At 38.1% G+C, this 307-nt stretch carries 1 pseudogene; it reads left to right on the top strand.

The window, feature by feature from the left end:
- A pseudogene (locus IOC57_RS25555) lies at positions 1-307 on the top strand (IS110 family transposase); the annotation flags it as partial.

The raw sequence follows: 307 nt of genomic DNA, 5'->3' as shown, positions 1-307 counted from the left end.
ATCAGAGCAGAATCGCATTCACAAAATCCTTCAAGATGCTAATATCAAGCTAACATCCGTTCTATCAGACATTTTTGGTTTATCGGGACGTCGTATCCTTGAAGCGATTCTAAATGGTGAAAAAATAGAGACCGATGGTCTTCAAAAAATGGTGGATTGGCGAACAAAAGCAAGTATAACTGACATTGCCCATGCAATTAATGGTCGTATTCGCCGTCATCATCGTGATATGTTGCGTTACCATTGGGATCATATGGGTTATTTAGAACAAACCATAGAAGAATTGGAAAAACAAATCGATCAACTT

Source organism: Bacillus sp. SD075 (assembly GCF_017355165.1).
Lineage (GTDB): Bacteria > Bacillota > Bacilli > Bacillales > DSM-1321 > Peribacillus.
The sequence above is the reverse complement of the archived record's forward strand: the minus strand, read 5'-3'. Positions and strand labels throughout refer to the sequence as shown.